We start from the raw sequence: 1,914 nt of genomic DNA on the forward strand, positions 1-1,914 counted from the left end.
CAGTAGAGACGCCCATTACTGAGCGCCCCCCGCGCAGATCCGGACAAGCCCAATTAAGGCATCCGGCTCCTACCTTGGGTGTTTGACGGCAAAGCGCGCATCTGGCCAAGGATGAAGGACACGTGGCTTGGGCAACCAGTCGTCGGCCAGTTTCGTCATGCGTTCCCATGTGAAGCCGTCCTTTTGACTGCGCCGCCGAAGCGAGCGCCGCCAGAGGTCGCTCACGAAGTGCCGGAATGCTGAAAGCGCCCGGCTGTTTGTTGGGACCGCGTAGTAGGCGAAATGCCCGGTCACGACTTGCTTCAGCCATTTCCCTTGTTCGGGGATGGGCTGATGCATTCGTCGTCGTAGCTCCGTCTTGATGTCCGCAAGCTTCGCTTTCATGCGGTCGCGTCGGGTCTTCCGTTGAATCTGGAAGCGGCCTCCACGTGATTTTCCGCAGATGAAGGTGAAGCCGAGAAACATGAAGGTCTCCGGTTTGCCGAGCCCGCGCTTTTCACGGTCGGCCGCCGCGTGGCGACCGAACTTGATCAGGCGGGTCTTGTCCGGATGGAGCGACAGTGCGAATTCCTCAAGCCTCGTGCGCATCGCGTCGAGAAAACGACCTGCGTCGCCCTCGTGCTCAAAGCCAACAACCAGATCATCAGCATAGCGCACGATGATCATGTCGCCGGTGGCTTCCCGCCGTCTCCAGCGTTCGGCCCACAGGTCCAGGACGTAATGCAGGTAGATATTGGCAAGGAGCGGTGAAGCCACCGACCCTTGGCCCGTTCCCCTGTCATCGACCGTCACGGTCCCGTCTTCGAGAATGCCCGCCCTCAGCCATTTCTGGATCAGGCGGATGATGCGCTTGTCGCCAATCCGATGTTCCAGGAAGCAAACCAACCATTCTTGGCTGACACTTCCAAAGAAATTTTGGATATCGGCGTCAAGTATCCAGTTCACCTTCCGTTTGGTGATCGCGGTTGACAGGGCATTCAGCGCATCATGTGGTCCCCGGCCAGGTCGAAACCCATACGAAAACCCGAGGAAATCTCCCTCGTAGATGGCATTGAGCACCATGACGGTTGCCCCTTGGACGATCTTGTCTTCCAGGGCCGCGATCGCCAGCGGTCGCCGTTTCCCATCCGCCTTTGGTATGTAGGTCCGGCGGGACGGTTGCGGTCGGTACGCACCTCGGTCGACCCGTTCATGCAAATCCATGAGCTTAAGCTCAAGATCGGCCTCGTAGTCCTGCCACGTCATGCCATCCACTCCGGGGGCGGCTTTGCGCTTGAGCGCGTAGAACGCCGTTCGTAGTGTATCAACATTGATGTGGTGGAGGAGCGCGGTGAAAACCTCCTTCTTCCTGTGCCTTGCGGCTTGCCGTACGCGGTCCAGCGCCTGGGTCACGCCTGCCCGACTCTGGGTCCGGAGCGTGTTTTGCTGGTCCGCGTTTCCCTTGGTCTCCGGCCTTCGCTCCACCGCCTCCGCCACCGGTCGCCCGGTTTTGTTCGTCGGCTTCTTCGCTACTATGCCAGAGTCAGACTTCTCCGGATCGTGCATCGGCGGCTACGGCTCCTCGCCTTCCCGCCACGGACCATTCGTCCCACCAATGGGCCGATGGCCAATCCGGAGATCTCCCGGTTCCCGTACAAAGAGCTTCCGTGCATGCCAGGGTCTCGGACCACGCCGGGTTGGGCGAGCGCTCGCAGTAACGCGCCCGTCCATTTCGCCTTCCGGTACATGAACACCGTCGGCACCCGGGACATCAATCCTTTCGCGGCTCAATGGCTGGCCTGCACGCTCCCCTGCCGACGCTTCGCCAACGCCCTCGCGGACGCCAGCGCACGGCTCGGGGCCGATGCGGGTTGCTACTCCTTCATCGTAGTGGACTTTCACCTCCTGCTCCTTGCCGGTCTCCCGGCGCACTCA

The 1,914-nt window shown here is 61.0% G+C and carries 2 protein-coding genes; one reads left to right on the top strand and one right to left on the bottom strand.

The genetic code is table 11. The features are described from left to right. Window positions 1-69: 69 nt before the first annotated feature. A complete protein-coding gene (gene ltrA, locus L2A60_RS20310) occupies window positions 70-1,545 on the bottom strand; it encodes a group II intron reverse transcriptase/maturase (RefSeq protein WP_235706275.1) in 1,476 nt (491 codons plus the stop codon). 180 nt (window positions 1,546-1,725) lie between these two features. Here ltrA and L2A60_RS20315 point away from each other — a divergent pair. Beyond that, window positions 1,726-1,914 (top strand): hypothetical protein (locus L2A60_RS20315; protein WP_235706276.1); only part of this gene is annotated, 189 nt, incomplete at its 3' end.

Origin of the sequence: Acidiphilium iwatense, assembly GCF_021556475.1 — a bacterium.
GTDB lineage: Bacteria > Pseudomonadota > Alphaproteobacteria > Acetobacterales > Acetobacteraceae > Acidiphilium > Acidiphilium iwatense.